This window comes from Herbaspirillum sp. GW821-FHT09A12 (assembly GCF_059418325.1).
The window spans coordinates 407134-422036 of record NZ_JBWKPR010000002.1; the positions used below are offsets into that span (position 1 = coordinate 407134).

13 protein-coding genes are annotated in these 14903 nt (G+C 67.1%); 6 read left to right on the forward strand and 7 right to left on the reverse strand.

The annotated features are described in order from the left end of the window. The first annotated feature begins 7 nt into the window (after positions 1-7). The 5 genes from AC07N6_RS06955 (at position 8) to AC07N6_RS06975 (ending at position 5245) form a co-directional block, all read left to right on the forward strand. Positions 8-544: a response regulator transcription factor gene (locus AC07N6_RS06955; protein WP_494779579.1), complete on the forward strand. Its 537-nt coding sequence runs from the start codon at positions 8-10 to the stop codon at positions 542-544. A gap of 181 nt (positions 545-725) precedes the next feature. Further along, positions 726-1871 carry an ABC transporter substrate-binding protein gene (locus AC07N6_RS06960; RefSeq protein ID WP_494780255.1) on the forward strand — a complete coding sequence of 382 codons (1146 nt, stop codon included), beginning with the start codon at positions 726-728 and terminating at the stop codon, positions 1869-1871. Positions 1872-1914: 43 nt separating this feature from the next. After that, positions 1915-3807, forward strand: a complete 1893-nt coding sequence (locus AC07N6_RS06965) for an ABC transporter permease (RefSeq protein WP_494779580.1) — start codon at positions 1915-1917, stop codon at positions 3805-3807. Continuing rightward, a complete protein-coding gene (locus AC07N6_RS06970; RefSeq protein ID WP_494779581.1) occupies positions 3804-4580 on the forward strand; it encodes an ABC transporter ATP-binding protein in 777 nt (258 codons plus the stop codon). Before AC07N6_RS06965 ends, AC07N6_RS06970 begins: the two co-directional genes overlap by 4 nt. After that, on the forward strand, positions 4577-5245 hold the full coding sequence (locus AC07N6_RS06975) for a branched-chain amino acid ABC transporter ATP-binding protein (RefSeq protein ID WP_494779582.1): 669 nt from the start codon (positions 4577-4579) through the stop codon (positions 5243-5245). The genes AC07N6_RS06970 and AC07N6_RS06975 overlap by 4 nt, the downstream gene beginning before the upstream one ends. Here the strand turns inward: AC07N6_RS06975 and bioD are convergent. From bioD to bioB, 5 genes are read right to left on the reverse strand one after another with little or no spacing between them, the layout of a single operon-like run. Further along, entirely contained in the window at positions 5204-5932 is a 729-nt protein-coding gene (gene bioD, locus AC07N6_RS06980; protein WP_494779583.1) for a dethiobiotin synthase, read from the reverse strand. The genes AC07N6_RS06975 and bioD overlap by 42 nt on opposite strands. After that, positions 5929-7263, reverse strand: a complete 1335-nt coding sequence (bioA, locus tag AC07N6_RS06985) for an adenosylmethionine--8-amino-7-oxononanoate transaminase (RefSeq protein WP_494779584.1) — start codon at positions 7261-7263, stop codon at positions 5929-5931. Before bioA ends, bioD begins: the two co-directional genes overlap by 4 nt. Continuing rightward, positions 7260-8435 carry an 8-amino-7-oxononanoate synthase gene (gene bioF, locus AC07N6_RS06990; protein ID WP_494779585.1) on the reverse strand — a complete coding sequence of 392 codons (1176 nt, stop codon included), beginning with the start codon at positions 8433-8435 and terminating at the stop codon, positions 7260-7262. The genes bioA and bioF overlap by 4 nt, the downstream gene beginning before the upstream one ends. Further along, positions 8432-9712: a cytochrome P450 gene (locus tag AC07N6_RS06995; protein ID WP_494779586.1), complete on the reverse strand. Its 1281-nt coding sequence runs from the start codon at positions 9710-9712 to the stop codon at positions 8432-8434. The genes bioF and AC07N6_RS06995 overlap by 4 nt, the downstream gene beginning before the upstream one ends. Positions 9713-9750: 38 nt before the next feature. Next, complete coding sequence (gene bioB, locus AC07N6_RS07000) at positions 9751-10779, reverse strand: biotin synthase BioB (protein ID WP_494779587.1); 1029 nt, start codon at positions 10777-10779, stop codon at positions 9751-9753. Between the two features lie 122 nt (positions 10780-10901). Between bioB and AC07N6_RS07005 the strand changes: the two genes are divergently transcribed. Then, positions 10902-11543 carry a GntR family transcriptional regulator gene (locus AC07N6_RS07005; RefSeq protein WP_494779588.1) on the forward strand — a complete coding sequence of 214 codons (642 nt, stop codon included), beginning with the start codon at positions 10902-10904 and terminating at the stop codon, positions 11541-11543. 49 nt (positions 11544-11592) lie between these two features. Here AC07N6_RS07005 and prpE read toward each other — a convergent pair whose 3' ends face one another. Then, complete coding sequence (gene prpE, locus AC07N6_RS07010; RefSeq protein ID WP_494779589.1) at positions 11593-13578, reverse strand: propionate--CoA ligase; 1986 nt, start codon at positions 13576-13578, stop codon at positions 11593-11595. 21 nt (positions 13579-13599) lie between these two features. Next, a complete protein-coding gene (locus AC07N6_RS07015; RefSeq protein ID WP_494779590.1) occupies positions 13600-14889 on the reverse strand; it encodes an MSMEG_0569 family flavin-dependent oxidoreductase in 1290 nt (429 codons plus the stop codon). Positions 14890-14903: the final 14 nt, after the last annotated feature.

The window sequence follows — 14903 nt, forward strand, 5'->3', positions numbered from 1 at the left end:
TTGCAACATGACGGCTGATCGCCTGCTCCTGATCATCGAGGATGACGCCGCCTTCGCCCGCACCTTGAGCCGCTCGTTCGAGCGTCGCGGCTACACGGTGCTGCAAGCCTCCAACCAGGAGGAGGCGGCGCTCCATCTGCAGAGCCACAATCCAGGCTATGCCGTGGTCGACCTCAAACTCTCCGGCAACGCCTCGGGCCTGGCCTGCGTGCAGATGCTGCACGCCCACGATCCCACCATGCTGATCGTGGTGCTGACCGGCTTCGCCAGCATCACCACCGCGGTCGAGGCGATCAAGCTGGGCGCTTGCCAGTACCTGGCCAAACCTTCCAATACCGACGACATCGAAGCCGCCTTCGGCCATGTGGCCGGCATGGCCGAACTGGAATTGCCGGCGCGCGCGACCTCGATCAAGACCCTGGAATGGGAGCGCATCCACGAAGTGCTGGTGGAAACCGATTTCAACATCTCCGAAACCGCCCGCCGGCTTGGCATGCACCGCCGCACCCTGGCGCGCAAGCTGGAAAAGCAGCGCATCAAATAAGCCGTGGGGCCGCGCCAAGCCCGGCCCTGCGACAACGGTTATGATTACGCCTGCGCGCCGCGCCAAGACGGCAATGACCTCTGAAGGGAACAACGTGACACATCGCATCGGCTTTCTCGCACCTCTCAAACGCAGCATCCTGCTGGCCGCCGGCGCCGCCGGCCTGGCCCTGTCCGCAGGCATGCCAGCGCAGGCGCAAAGCACCATCAAGATCGGCGAGATCAACAGCTACAAGGCGCAGCCGGCTTTCCTCGAGCCCTACCGTCGCGGCTGGGAGATGGCGGTCGATGAGGTTAACGCCGCCGGCGGCGTGCTGGGCAAGAAACTGGAAGTGATTGCGCGCGACGACAACGGCAACCCCGGCGACTCGGTGCGCATTGCCGAGGAACTGATGACGCGCGAACGGGTGGCGCTGCTGTTCGGCGGCTTCCTCTCCAATACCGGCCTGGCGCTGACCGACTATGCGAAACAACGCAAGGTGTTCTTCCTCGCCGCCGAGCCGCTGACCGACAAGATCGTCTGGCACAACGGCAACAAGTACACCTATCGCCTGCGTCCCTCGACCTACATGCTGGTGGCTTCCGTTGTGAAAGAGGCGGTCAAGCTGAAGAAAAAGCGCTGGGCCATCGTCTACCCCAACTACGAATACGGCCAGTCGGCCGCGGCCAGTTTCAAGGCGCTGATGAAACAGGCGCAGCCGGATGTGGAGTTTGTCGCCGAACAGGCGCCGCCGCTGGGCAAGATCGATGCCGGCGCGGTCGCCCAGGCGCTGGCCGATGCCAAGCCTGACGCCATCTTCAACGCGCTGTTCGCCGCCGACCTCGGCAAGTTCGTGCGCGAAGGCAATACCCGCGGCCTGTTCGACGGCGTGGAAGTGGTCTCGCTGTTGACCGGCGAGCCGGAATACCTCGACCCGCTCAAGGGCGAAGCGCCGATCAACTGGATCGTCACCGGTTACCCCTGGTATGCGATCAACACGCCCGAGCACAAGAAGTTCGTCGACGCCTACCGCAAGAAATTCAACGACTACCCGCGCAACGGCTCGCTGGTCGGCTATGCCGCGCTGATGTCGATCGCCGCCGGCATCAGGAAGGCCGGCAGCACGGATGCCGACAAGCTGGCCGCGGCTTTCTCCGGCCTGCAGGTCGATACCCCGGTGGCGCCCATCGTCTACCGCGCGCAGGACCACCAGTCTACGCTGGGGGCTTTCGTCGGCCGTACCGGCGTCAAGGATGGCAAGGGAATCATGACCAGCTTCACCTACATCGACGGCGCCGCGCTGCAATTGCCGGATGCCGAAGTGAAGAAGCTGCGCCCGGCCGATTGATTGCGCTTGCCATGAGCGTTCCTCCTCGGCGGGCGCGGCTCCCATGACGCTGGCCAGCCTCACCGTCCAGCTGATCAACGGCCTGGCCGACGCCTCCGCCATGTTCCTGGTGGCGGCCGGCCTGTCGCTGATCTTCGGCGTCACGCGCATCGTCAACTTCGCGCACGGCTCCTTCTACATGCTGGGCCTGTACATCGCCTACACCCTGGTCGACGCCATCGGCGCCAGCGCCGGCGGTTTCTGGAGCGCCGTGCTGCTGTCGGCGTTCGCCGTGGCCATCATCGGCGCGGCGGTGGAGATCCTCATCCTGCGCCGCATCTACCGCGCCCCCGAACTGTTCCAGTTGCTGGCCACCTTCGCCCTGATGCTGGTGATCAAGGATGCCGCGCTCTGGGCCTGGGGCCCGGAAGACCTGTTCGCGCCGCGCGCGCCGGGCCTGGAAGGCGCGGTGCAACTGCTGGGGCGCCGCCTGCCGCAATACGACTTGCTGTTGATCTGCATCGGGCCGCTGGTGTTCGGCCTGTTGTGGCTGCTGTTGAACCGCACCCGTTGGGGCACGCTGATCCGCGCCGCCACCCAGGACCGCGACATGCTGGGCGCGCTGGGCGTGAACCAGGCCTGGCTATTTACAGGCGTGTTCACGCTGGGCTGTTTCCTGGCCGGCCTGGGCGGCGCCTTGCAGGGGCCGCGCATCCCCGCCAACCTGGCGTTGGACCTGGATACCATCGGCAGCACCTTCGTGGTGGTGGTGGTCGGCGGCATGGGATCGATCGGCGGCGCTTTCGCGGCGGCCTTGCTGATCGCCGAGGTCAAGGCGCTGTGCATCGCGCTGGGCAACGTCTCGCTGCTGGGCATCGAGTTTTCCCTGTCGCGCCTGACGCTGGTGGTGGAATTCCTGGTGATGGCGCTGATACTGGTGGTGCGGCCGTGGGGCCTGTTCGGCAAGCCGCTGGCGGCGGCGCGTGGCGGCGCCGGGCATGAATTGCCGCTGCGTCCGGCCAGCCGTGCCGCCCGCCTGGCGGGCATGGCATTGTTCGCGCTGTTGCTGGCCTTGCCGCTGCTGGCCGATAGCTTTCCCTATCTGCCGGTGCTGATGGTGGAAATCCTGGTGGCCGTGCTGTTCGCCGCCAGCCTGCACTTCATCATGGGGCCGGGCGGCATGGCCTCGTTCGGGCATGCGGCATATTTCGGCCTGGGCGCTTACGGCGCCGCGCTGCTGGCGCTGAAACTGCAATGGCCGATGGCCGCCGCCTTCGTCGCCGGGCCGGTGGTGGCGTTGCTGGGCGCGCTGCTGTTCGGCTGGTTCTGCGTGCGCCTGTCGGGCGTCTACCTGGCCATGCTGACGCTGGCTTTTGCCCAGATCGTCTGGGCCGTGATCTTCCAGTGGGACGATGTCACCGGCGGCAGCAACGGCCTGGTCGGCATCCGGCCGCTGGAGGCATTGGCTTCTCCCGTCGCTTACTACTATCTGGCGCTGGCATGCGCCGCGGCCGGTGTCTGGCTATTGCGCCGGGTGGTGTATGCGCCGTTCGGGCTGGCGCTGCGCGCCGCGCGCGACTCCGCCGTGCGCGCCGAAGCGCTGGGGATCAACGTCAAGCGCGTGCAGTGGCTGGGCTTCGCCGTGGCCGGCTTGTTCTGCGGGCTGGCCGGCGTGCTGTTCGCCTTTTCCAAAGGCAGCATTTCCCCCGAAGTGGCCGGCATCAACCGCTCGGTCGATGGCCTGGTGATGGTGATGCTGGGCGGCCTGCAAAGCCTGCTCGGCCCGCTGCTCGGGGCGTCGCTGTTCACCTGGCTGCAAGACGTGGTGGCGCGTGAGACCGATTACTGGCGCGCCTTGCTGGGCCTGATCATCCTGGCGCTGGTGTTGCTCTTGCCCGGCGGCGTGGCCGGCCTGCTGCGCCGCTTCGAACGCCGTTCGGAGGAGGCCGCATCATGAGCCTGCTGCAGGTCAGCCATCTCTCCAAGGCCTTCGGCGGCGTGCAGGCGCTCGACGATGTGTCGTTCCAATTGCCGGCCGGGCAGTTGCTGGCGCTGATCGGCCCCAATGGCGCCGGCAAGTCGACCTGCTTCAACATTATCAACGGCCAGCACCAGCCCGATGGCGGCGCCGTGCTGCTGGACGGAAAGAACATCGCCGGCCTCGGCCCGCGCCGCATCTGGCGCCGCGGCGTGGGGCGCAGCTTCCAGGTCTCGGCCGCCTTCCATTCGATGACGGTGCTGGAAAACGTCCAGGCCGCCTTGCTGTCGCACCACCGCAAGCTCGGCCAGCTGTGGCGCCCGGCCGCGCGCTACTACCGCGACGAGGCGATGCAATTGCTGCAGCAGGTCGGCATGGCGCCGCAAGCGCAGCGTGCCTGCGGCATCCTGGCCTATGGCGATATCAAGCGCGTCGAGCTGGCCATGGCATTGTCCAACCAGCCGCGCCTGCTGCTGATGGACGAGCCGACCGCCGGCATGGCTGCGCATGAACGCCGCGAACTGATGGCGCTGACGCGGCGGCTGGTCAGCGAACGCGGCATCTCGGTGCTGTTTACCGAACACAGCATGGACGTGGTGTTCGCCTTCGCCGACCGCATCATCGTGCTGGCGCGCGGCCGGCTCATCGCCGACGGCGCCGCCGCCGACATCCGCCGCGACGCGCAGGTGCGCGAAGTCTATTTCGGCTCCGGCAGCACCTTTGAAGAGCAGCCGGGCGAGGGCACGACATGAGCGCGCGGCTGTTGAAAGTGGAAGGGCTCAACGCCTTCTATGGCCAGGCCCATATCCTGTTCGACCTGCAGCTGGAAGTCGCGCGCGGCGAGGTGGTGGCGCTGACGGGCGGCAACGGCGCCGGCAAGTCGACCACCCTGAAGGCGTTGATGGGGCTGCTGGACGGCACGCAAGGCAGGGTGGCTTTCGACGGCCGCGACATCGCGCGCCTGCCGCCTTACAAGCGGGCGCGCCTGGGCCTGGGTTTCGTGCCGGAAGACCGCCGCGTGTTCACCGAATTGAGCGTCATGCAAAACCTGGAAACCGGGCGCCAGCCGCCGCGCCCCGGCGCTCCGGCATGGACGCCGGATGCGCTGTTTGCACTGTTCCCCAACCTGGGCGCCATGCCGCAGCGAGCCGGCGGCCAGATGAGCGGCGGCGAACAGCAGATGCTGACCATCGCCCGCACGCTGATGGGCAATCCGCACCTGCTGTTGCTGGACGAACCGTCGGAAGGCGTGGCGCCGGTGATCGTGGAGCAGATGGCGGCCATGATCGTCAAGCTCAAGCAGGCCGGCATGGCGGTCTTGCTGTGCGAACAGAACCTCCACTTCGCCCGCCTGGTGAGCGACCGCGCCTATCAGTTAGATCACGGCCGCATCGTCCGCGAGGGCGGCCTGGGCTAAGATCGCCGGATCGAGCAGGCTCGCCGCCATGGCCGCATCCATGCCGTCGCGCCACGGCAGGTGGCCCAGCAGCGGGGCGTCGATGCGCTGCCGCAGGCTGGCCACCATCGCCTCGGACTGAAGCTCTTGCGGATCGATGACATTGGCCACCCAGCCGGCCAAACGCAGGCCCCGGCCGGCGATGGCCTGGCGCGTCAGCAGGGCATGGTTGATGCACCCCAGCCGTATTCCCACCACCAACATCACCGGCAAGCCCAGCCGGGCGGCAAGATCGTCGCTATTGGCGCTGGCATTGAGCGGCACCATGAAGCCGCCGGCGCCTTCGACCACGACCATATCCGCCGCGCGCCGGATTTTCCGGTAGCAGCGTTCGATATGCGCCAGCTCGATGGGTATCCCTTCGGCCTGCGCCGCGATATGCGGGGCGGTGGCCTCTTTCAGCAGGTAAGGATTGATGGTGGCCACGGGCAGGTCGACGTTGGCCTGGGCGCGCAGCATCTCGACGTCTTCATTGCGCCAAGCGTCGCCATCGCGGTATGCGCCTGACGCCACCGGTTTCATGCCGGCCACCCTGATTCCGCGCTGTGCGAACAGGCGGATCAGCGCTGCCGATACCAAAGTCTTTCCCACGCCGGTGTCGGTGCCGGTGATGAAAAATCCCGCCGTATTTGTATTATGCGTATTCATGCGGCCTCCATCACCGCATCGAAGGTGCGCCGTGTCCGTTCGGCCAGCCAGGCAGCGTCTTCCAGCGCCAGGAGATAAGGCGGCATCAGGTAGATGGTGTTGCCGATCGGCCGCAGCAGCAATTCGTTGCGGGCGGCTGCGGCGGCAAAGCGGCGCGAGAAGCCGGGTTGCCCGTCAATGGCGACATCGCAGGCCCAGATCATGCCGGCCTGGCGGAAGTGGGCGATGCGCGAGTCATGCGCCAGCGGCTGCAGCGCCTCGGTCATCGCGGCGGCGAACACGCGGTTGCGCGCCAGCACATCATCGTCCTCGAAGATGGCGAGCACCTCCAGCGCGGCCCGGCATGCCAGCGGATTGCCGGTATAGGAATGGGAATGCAGGAAGCCTTTGCGCACATCGTCGTCGTAGAACGCTGCATAGATGGCGTCGCGCGTCATCACCAGCGAGAGCGGCAGGTAGCCGCCGCTGATGCCCTTGGACAGGCACAGGAAATCGGGCCAGATGCCGGCCTGCTCGCAGGCGAAGAAGCTGCCGGTGCGGCCGCAGCCGACCGCGATCTCATCGGCGATCATATGCACCCGGTAGGCATCGCACAGCCGGCGCACGCCGGCCAGGTAGCCGGCGTCATGCATGGCCATGCCGCCGGCGCATTGCACCAGCGGTTCGACGATGACCGCGGCGATATGGCCCCGGCGTTGCTGCAGCAGCCGTTCCAGGTCCGCCAGCGCGCGCAGCGCGACATCCGTAGCGCTTTCTCCGGGCCGCGCCAGGCGCGCATCGGGCGAGGCGGCGACATGCGATGCCCGCAGCAGGCTTTCATAAGGTTCACGGAACAGGGCGGTGTCGGTGACGCCGAGCGCGCCCAGGGTTTCGCCGTGATAGCCCCCTTGCAGGCAGATGAATTCGCGCTTGTTGCTTTCTCCCGCGTTGCGCCAGGCATGCGCGCTCATCTTCAGGGCGATTTCGACGGCCGATGCGCCGTCCGAAGCGAAAAAGCAATGGCCGAGCGCGTGGCCGGTCAGGGCGGACAGCTTTTCCGACAGGGCGACCACCGGCTCATGGGTGAAACCGGCCAGCATCGCATGTTCAAGCCGGTCGAGCTGGTCCTTCAAGGCGCTGTTGATGCGCGCATTGGTGTGGCCGAACAGGTTGACCCACCATGAACTGATCGCATCGAAATAGCGGCGCCCGTCCGCATCGTGCAGCCAGGCGCCGTGGGCATGCGCGATGGCGATCGGCGGGCTGCTTTCATGGTGCCGCATCTGGGTGCAGGGATGCCAGACGCTGCGCAGGCTGCGCGCGACCAGGTCGCCGGAGCGTGAATTATTCATGCAGCTTCCCCCGCAAGCGCCGAGGCGGCGTGCAGCAATGCCTCGGCCAGTTGTTCCAGGTGTTGTTCGGTGTGCACGGCGGACAGGCTGATCCGCAGGCGCGCCGTTCCCTTCGGCACGGTCGGCGGACAGATCGCCGGCACCCAGATGCATCGGCCGCGCAGATGGTCCATCAGGCCGCGGGCTTTCCGGTTGTCGCCGACGATCAGCGGCTGGATCGCCGTCGATGACGGCAGCAGTTTCCAGGGCAATGGCGCCAGCCGCTGCCTGAGATAGGCGGCGCCTTCCCGCAGGCGTTCGCGCCGCCATTCGTCGCGGCCGATGATGGCCAGGCTGGCGCTGACCGCCGACGCCATCATGGCCGGATTGGCGGTGGTGAACATATAGGTCCGGGCGCGTTGCATGAGCCACTCGACCAGCTCGGCCGGCCCGGCCACGAAGGCGCCGGCGACACCGGCAGCCTTGCCCAGCGTGCCCATGTAGACCAGGCAATCAGACTGCAGGCCGAGGTGTTGCAGGCTGCCGCGCCCTTGCGGCCCCAGCACGCCGAAACCGTGGGCATCGTCCACCAGCAGCCAGGCGCCGTGGCGCTCGCATACCGCCGTCAGTTCCGCCAGCGGCGCGATGTCGCCATCCATGCTGAAGACGGCATCGGTGACGACTAGCTTGCGCGGGCTCCGGCATTTGGCCAGCAGATGTTCCAGCCGCGCGACATCGTTGTGCGGATAGACGCTGAAGTCGGCGCGCGACAGCCGGGCGCCGTCGATCAGCGAGGCATGGCTGAGCCGGTCAAGGAAGACCGCGTCGCCGGCGCCCACCAGCGCGGTGATGGCGCCGATGTTGGCCATGTAGCCGTTGGAAAAATACAAGGCGCGCGGCATGCCGACGAAATCGGCCAATTCCCGCTCCAGCGTTTCATGCGCCAGGGCATGGCCGGAAATGAGCGCCGACGCGGCCGCGCCGACGCCATAGCGCCGCGCCGCAGAGATCGTGGCATCGACGATGCCGGGATGGCTGGCCAGGCCGAGATAGTCATTGCTGCAAAACGACAGGTACGGCACGCCGTCGGCTTCCAGGATCGGCCCCTGCGGGCCGTCGACCACGCGCCGGGTGCGGCGCAGGCCCTGGGCGGCCAGTTCGGACAGGGATTGGTGAAAATGATTCGAGGTCAATGGAGGCTCCCGTATGCGGCTTGTCGCGCCTGATGCAGGGGCAGCATGGGCGGCAGATGGCAAGTCAGGGACAGCCGTTCCAGCGCGCGGTAGGCGGAAGAAGCGGAATTGTCTTGCCAGGCCAGGCCGGCGGGGCCCAGCGCCATGTCGGGCATGGCCCGCAGCAGTGCGCCAAAGGCGATCTCCGCCTCCATGCAACTGAGCGCGGCGCCGATGCAGACGTGCGGGCCGTGGCCGAACGCGAGGTGGTTGCCTTCATCGCGGGCGATGTCGAAGCGGTGCGGGTCGGTGAAGCGTTCCGGATCGCGGTTGGCGGCGCCGATATGCAAGATCGCCAGTTGGCCTTTGCGCAGCGTCTTGCCGCGCAGCTCGATGTCGGCCAGCAGCCGGCGGCCGGTGTATTGCACCGGGCTGTCATGGCGCAGCATTTCCCGGATGGCATTGCGCAGCAGTGGCGGCGACGCTTTCAGCCTGCTCCATTGCTCCGGATGCCGCAGCAGCGCCAGCAAGCCGTTGCCGAGCAGGTTACGGGTGGTTTCGTAGCCGGCGAAGAGCAGGGTGCAGCATTGCGCCAGGGCTTCGATGCGGGACAGGCGATGTTGCCGGTGCGCCAGCATGATGCGTCCCAGCAGGTCGTCGCCTGGGGCGTCACTCGGTGTGTCAGCGCGCGCCGACATTTCATCCTGGAAGAACCCGGTCATGCAGGCCAGCGCCTGCTGCGCGCGCCAGGCTTGCTCGGCGGTGGGCGTCGGGCTGCCGATGAACGCGGCCAGGTCGGCCGCCCAGGCGACGAAGCCGGCCGGCTGCCCGGAGGTGATGCCCAGCATGCGGGCGATCACCAGCGCCGGCAGCGGGCGGGCGAAACTTTCGATGAAATCGAAGGCGACCTGACGCCGTCCGTCGCCGCTTTCCCTGGCTGTCGCCTTGGCGCAGAGCGCGGTGATCAGTTGCTCGGCAATGCCGGCAATGGCCGGCGCCAGCGACTGCAAATCGTTCGGTTTGAAGCCGATGTTGACGATGCCGCGCAGCCGGCGATGGGCACGGCCATCGACAAACAGCAAGGAACGCGAGAACACGCGCTTGAACTGGTTCAGCCCCAGTTTCGGTAGCGTATGCGGCAGCGCATGCGGCAGGCTGGCCCCGGGCGAGGCGAGCGTACTGTTGATCCAGCGTGCCGCGCGCCGTACCGAGAACCGCGGGTCGCGCAAGGCGGCGGCGACGTCGGCATAACTCCTGATGATCCAGGCGCCGCCGCAAAACGCATCGCTCCATTCCACGGGCGCCTCATGTACGTGATGCGCGCCATCCTGCCGCATCACGATGCGCAAGCCGTGGGCATGGGCTTGATGCCAAGCCGCGCCAGCAAGTCCTGGTCGGAAGAGATGGCGGCATTGGGCGTGGTCAGCAGTTTGGCCCCGAGGAAGATCGAGTTGGCGCCGGCGGCGAAGCACAGCGCCTGGGTGGCTTCGCCCATGCTTTCGCGGCCGGCCGAGAGCCGGATCATCGACTTCGGCAAGCTGATGCGCGCCACCGCCACGGTACGGATGAATTCGAACTCTTCCAGCGGCGGCGCATCTTCCAGCGGCGTGCCCTTGATCGGCACCAGATGGTTGATCGGCACCGATTCAGGTTGCGGCGAAAGGGCCGCCAGTTGCGCGATCAGCATGGCGCGCTGGCGGCGCGTCTCGCCCATGCCGACAATGCCGCCGCAGCAGACGCGCAAGCCGGCATCCTGCACCTTGCGGATGGTGTCGAGCCGGTCCTGGTAGCGGCGGGTGGAAACGACGCTGCCGTAGAAATCCGGCGCGGTGTCGAGGTTGTGGTTGTAGTAATCCAGCCCGGCCTGCTTGAGCGCGTGCGCCTGGGTTTCTTCCAGCATGCCCAGCGTCATGCAGGTTTCCAGCCCCAGTGCGCGCACCTCGCGCACCATGGTCGTGAGCGTGTCCATGTCGCGCTGCTTGGGATTGCGCCAGGCCGCGCCCATGCAGAAACGGCTGGCGCCTTGTTGCTTGGCGTCGCGCGCGGCGGCCAGCACATCCTGCGCCGACATCAGCTTGGTCGCGGTGATATCGGCCGACTGGTGCCGGGACGATTGCGAACAATAGCCGCAGTCCTCGGGGCAGCCGCCGGTCTTGATCGACAGCAGGCTGGACAGCTGCACCTCATTGGCCGGGAAGTTGTCGCGATGGACGGTTTGCGCCCGATACAGCAAGTCGAGGAAGGGCAGGTCGAACAGCGCTTGCACTGCATCCGCACTCCAGGGGGAGGAGGCGAGGGCGGAATCGTCGGTTGAAGAACCGCGCCGGGACGGCGCCCACTGGATCGTGCATTCTGATTGCGTCATATCGTCCAAAAAGTATAGATAAAATGAAGTCGACGGCATCATCACGTAAAATGACGCGTTTGGCGGATTCTATCTGCCGTCATTTTCATTTAACAATTTCTTTTTTTATAGATTATCTATAAATGAACGAGCATCAGAAAGACACTGGCACGACTGTCGAACGCATCGCGCAGGCGCTGCGCATGCGCATCGTGCGCGGCGACATAGCGGGCGGCGCGGCGCTCCGGCAAGACCATGTGGCGCAGGAATTCCAGTCCAGCCATGTCCCCGTGCGCGAAGCGTTCCAGCGCCTGGAGGCGCAGGGCCTGGTGGTGACCTTGCCGCGCCGCGGCGTGCGCGTGACCTCGCTGAACCCGGCCGTCATCAAGGAAAACGTAGAGATGCGCGCCGCGCTGGAGATCCTGGCGCTCAAGCACAGCGCGCCGAAATTCACGCCGGAACATATCGAGCGCCTGGAGCAGGCGCATGCCGCATGCTCGCAGGCCGCTTCGCTGGCGCAGTGGGACGAGGCCAATAGCCTGTTCCACGAAATCCTCAGCAGCGAATGCGGCATGCCCAGGCTGCTGGCGGTGCTGCGGCAACTGCAGCTGACCAATTCGCGCTACCTGTTTTCAACCGGCTTCAAGCGCGGCTGGCAGCCGCGCTCGGACCATGACCACTTGCTGATCATCGATGCGCTCAAGGACAAGAAGGTCGACCGCGCGCTGCAATTGCTGAGCATGCATATCGGCACCATGGAAAGAGTGGGTTTTTCCGCCGCGTGAAGGTGGGAGAACGTCGGCCGTGCGGCGGTCGCAAGATCGCCGGCGTGGCTCAGGGTTCGGTCGCGCGCAGGTTTGCCTCGCTGCGGCCGCCGGTGGCGGCAAAGGCCCGGCCCAGGTCGTGCATGACGTCGCGCAGCTCGGCCATGCCCAGTTCGGCGCCGGAAGCGCCGGCCATGAGCTCGCGGATCAGGCGGCGCAGGATCTTGCCTGAACGCGTGCGCGGCAGGGCCGACACAAGCACGACCTTGCGCGGCCGCGCCAATGGGCCCATGGTGGCGGCGACGGCCTCGGCCAGGTGCAGTTCGAGCGCGCGCCGGCCGGCGCCGTCGGCCGGCTCCAGAGCCGGCCGCACCACCACGAAAGCCACCGGCACCTGGCCGCGCAGCGGATGTGCCATGCCGACCACGGCAACTTCGGCCACGGCATCGTCAGCCAGCAGAACTTCCTCGATTTCTCGTGTGCCGATGCGTTTGCCGGCGACGTTGACCACGTCGTCGGCGCGGCCCAGCACGCGAATGTGGCCGTCGCTGTCTACCGTGGCCCAATCGAAGGTGGCATAGCGCCAGCATCCCTCGAAACGGCGCCAGTAGATGCGCTTGAATTCCCCGTCACGTCCCCACAGCGTGGAAAGGCAGCCGGGCGGCAGCACGCCCTCCGCCACCAGCACGCCCTTGCTTCCCGGCGCGCAAGGCAGGCCGCTTTCTTCATCCACCACCTTGAGCCGGTAGCCGGCGGCGGCCATCCCCGGCGAGCCGCGCTGGCGGCGCAGCGGCGTCTTGCCGTCGAGGTCGGTGAGCGGCCATCCGATCACCGGCGAGCCGGTCTCGGTTTGCCAGTAATGGTCGATTACCGGCTTGCCCAGCGCCTCTTCCAGCCAGGCCGCGGTCGGTTCGTCCAGCGGTTCGCCGGCCAGGAACAGGCAGCGCAATGCGGACAAGTCGACGTCGCGGAAGGCTCGCCGGCCGCCGCGCTTGAACATCCGCATGGCGGTGGCGGAGGACAGCATCAGGTTCACCCCGTATTTCTGCGCCAGCCGCCACCAGGCGCCAGCGTCGGGCCGCATCGGCGATCCCTCGTACAGCACGCTGGTCATGCCCGCCAGCAGCGGTGCGTAGACGCCGTAGCTATGCCCCACCACCCAGCCGAGGTCGGAGGTGGTGAAAATGGTGTCGCCGGCCTTGGCCTGGAACAGCAGCGCCATCGAGGTCGCCAGCGCCACCGCGTGGCCGCCGGTGTCGCGCTGCACGCCCTTGGGCGCGCCGGTGGTGCCTGAGGTGTAGAGGAGGTAGCTGGGTTCGTTCGACTCCAGCCAGACGCAGGGCGCCTCTGCGTCCAGATGGCGGGCGCGCAATGCGCCGTAGTCGTGGTCGCGGCCGGGTGTGGCGGTCCACGCCAGCACGCCGCGATCCATCACCAGCACCGGGCAATCTGCGCCGGCGATGGCCAGCGCCTCATCCGTCCAGGTCTTGTAGCTCACCGCCTGGCCGTTCTGGAAGCCGGCATCGGCACAGATCGCCAGCGCCGGCCGCGCATCGGCGATGCGCGTGGCGAGGCCGGACGGCGCGAAGCCGCCGAACACCACCGAATGCACCGCGCCGATGCGCGCGCAGGCCAGCATGGCGATGGCGGCCTCGGCCATCATGGGCAGGTAGACCAGCACCCGGTCGCCGCGCCGCACGCCCAGCTCCTGCATCGTCGCCGCCATGGCGTTGACCTCGCGATGCAGCTGGCGATAGCTGAGGATGCGTTCCACGCCGGTTTCTCCCGAGACGCAGACCAGCGCCGCCTGGTCCGCGCGCGCCGCCAGGTGGCGATCCACCGCGTTATGGCACAGGTTGGTGCGGCCGCCGGCGAACCAGCGCGCGAAAGGCGCGCGGCTGTCGTCCAGCACCTGGTCGAAATCCCGTTGCCAGTCGATGCGGCGCGCCTGTTCGCGCCAGAAGGCGCGCGGGTCATCAATCGATGCCGCCATCAGCCTGGCGTAGGCGGATGACGTTGCTTCTATGCCGGCAACCGGCGCTGCGGTGGTGTGCATGGCGTCCTCGCAATCGATGGTTCAGGCCGCGCGCGACAAATCGGCCTGGCCGGCGCGCTGGCGCAATGCCGTGATATGCTCGAACAGGTATTGCGCATCGCGCGCGATGCCCGAGAAGCGCCCGGAACCCCAGGTGTATTGCCACGGCAGCCCGAGGAAGCAGAGCCCAGGCGCGGCCGTGACGCCGCGCGCATGGCCGGGATAGCCGCGGCCGTCGAAGATGGGTTCCGCAATCCAGCTGAAGTCGGTGCGAAAACCGATGCACCACACCACCGCCGATATCTTCGATGCGCGCAGGTCGAGGCTGGCGCCGGCATCGGCGTCGGAGGACGGCTGCCATACCGGCACATAGCGTGCCTCGGTGGGCGCCTCGATGCCGTTGGCGGCGATGAACTTGTCGATGCTGTCCTTGATGCTTTCCGATACCGCGTCGGCATCGTCCAGGTAACGCCGCAGGCCGGGGCCGAACTGCGCCACGTCGCCGTCCAGGCTGTGGAAGCGGCCATAGAGCCGCATGCCTTCCAGGGCGAACTTGCGCAGGTCGATGTCGCGCCCGCCGTCGCGGCCGGTGACGTAATGGTTGGTCTTCTCGCGCACGCCGGTGCCCAGCGGATGGCGTTCCACCGGCAGGTCGTAGTAATTCATCTTGTCCAGCCACTCGACAACGTCGCGGCCGCGATAGGCGCGCGCCACGCGCGGCGCGTCGCCCACGCCCAGGTGCACGCGGCGGCCCGCCAGGTGCAGGTCTTCGGCGATCTGGCAGCCGGACTGGCCGGTGCCGACCACCAGCACCTCGCCTTCCGGCAGCGACGCCGGATTCAGGTATTGGCTGGAATGGATCTGCACGATGTCGGCCGGCAGCTTTTCAGCGGCGCGCGGCACCACCGGGGTGTGGTAGCCGCCCACCGCCACCACCACCTGGTCGGCCGAGTACTCGCCGTCGCTGGCGCTGATGCGCCACAGCCCGCCCTCGCGCCATAGCCTGGCGACGGCCACGCCTTCGCGCACCGGCGGGTCGAAACTGGCGATGAAACCATCGATGTATTCGACGATCTGCTCCTTCTTCATGAAGCCGTCAGGATCGTCGCCGCGGTAGGGGTAGCCGGGCAGGGTGCATTGCCAGTTGGGCGTCACCAGGCAGAAGGTATCCCAGCGCTCGTTGCGCCAGGCGTGGCCGCAGCGGTGCTTTTCCAGCACCAGGTGATCGATCCCGGCCTGCTTCAGGTACCAGCTCATCGACAGGCCGGCCTGGCCGCCGCCGATGACGATCACGCAATGGTGGCGCACCGCGCCCTGGTCTTGTGGGTTCATGTTCTTCCTCTTTG

What these genes read in the sequence shown, in the direction of transcription:
- AC07N6_RS06970 (WP_494779581.1), top strand. Translation starts at nt 3,804, where the DNA reads ATGAGCCTGCTGCAGGTCAGCCATCTCTCCAAGGCCTTCGGCGGCGTG.
- AC07N6_RS07015 (WP_494779590.1), bottom strand. Translation starts at nt 14,889, where the DNA reads ATGAACCCACAAGACCAGGGCGCGGTGCGCCACCATTGCGTGATCGTC.
- prpE (WP_494779589.1), bottom strand. Translation starts at nt 13,578, where the DNA reads ATGCACACCACCGCAGCGCCGGTTGCCGGCATAGAAGCAACGTCATCC.
- AC07N6_RS06960 (WP_494780255.1), top strand. Translation starts at nt 726, where the DNA reads ATGCCAGCGCAGGCGCAAAGCACCATCAAGATCGGCGAGATCAACAGC.
- bioD (WP_494779583.1), bottom strand. Translation starts at nt 5,932, where the DNA reads ATGAATACGCATAATACAAATACGGCGGGATTTTTCATCACCGGCACC.
- AC07N6_RS06975 (WP_494779582.1), top strand. Translation starts at nt 4,577, where the DNA reads ATGAGCGCGCGGCTGTTGAAAGTGGAAGGGCTCAACGCCTTCTATGGC.
- AC07N6_RS06965 (WP_494779580.1), top strand. Translation starts at nt 1,915, where the DNA reads ATGACGCTGGCCAGCCTCACCGTCCAGCTGATCAACGGCCTGGCCGAC.
- AC07N6_RS06955 (WP_494779579.1), top strand. Translation starts at nt 8, where the DNA reads ATGACGGCTGATCGCCTGCTCCTGATCATCGAGGATGACGCCGCCTTC.
- bioA (WP_494779584.1), bottom strand. Translation starts at nt 7,263, where the DNA reads ATGAATAATTCACGCTCCGGCGACCTGGTCGCGCGCAGCCTGCGCAGC.
- AC07N6_RS07005 (WP_494779588.1), top strand. Translation starts at nt 10,902, where the DNA reads ATGAACGAGCATCAGAAAGACACTGGCACGACTGTCGAACGCATCGCG.
- bioB (WP_494779587.1), bottom strand. Translation starts at nt 10,779, where the DNA reads ATGACGCAATCAGAATGCACGATCCAGTGGGCGCCGTCCCGGCGCGGT.